Source organism: Psychrobacter sp. TB55-MNA-CIBAN-0194 (assembly GCF_040309505.1).
Taxonomy (GTDB): Bacteria; Pseudomonadota; Gammaproteobacteria; order Pseudomonadales; family Moraxellaceae; genus Psychrobacter; species Psychrobacter fozii.
This window is the reverse complement of the sequence record NZ_JBEOOW010000418.1, coordinates 1-263: the sequence shown is the minus strand read 5'-3', so window position 1 is coordinate 263 and position 263 is coordinate 1. Positions and strand designations below refer to the sequence as shown.

Genomic DNA, 263 nt, shown 5'->3' with positions numbered 1-263 from the left:
AGTTGACGCTCGTCGGGTGCCGCAAAATGGCACCGCAGTAGTGCGTATTTGGCAAGCCAATATTCACAAAACCATTATCGCTCATGTACCGATAACCCACGGTGAAGTACAAGACACCGGTGATTTTGAACTCGATGGCGTGACGTTTCCTGCTGCTGAAGTGCAAGTCGAATTTCTTGATCCTGCCGACGGTGATGGTGCAATGTTTCCGACGGGTAATGTGGTTGATGAACTTGACGTACCTGGCGTGGGGACTTTTCTAG

Annotated in this window: 1 protein-coding gene; it reads left to right on the top strand. The window is 50.2% G+C overall.

Annotated elements, in window-relative coordinates; translation table 11 throughout:
• Positions 1 to 263 (top strand): PrpF domain-containing protein (locus AAEY75_RS15710; protein ID WP_352260116.1); only part of this gene is annotated, 263 nt, incomplete at both ends.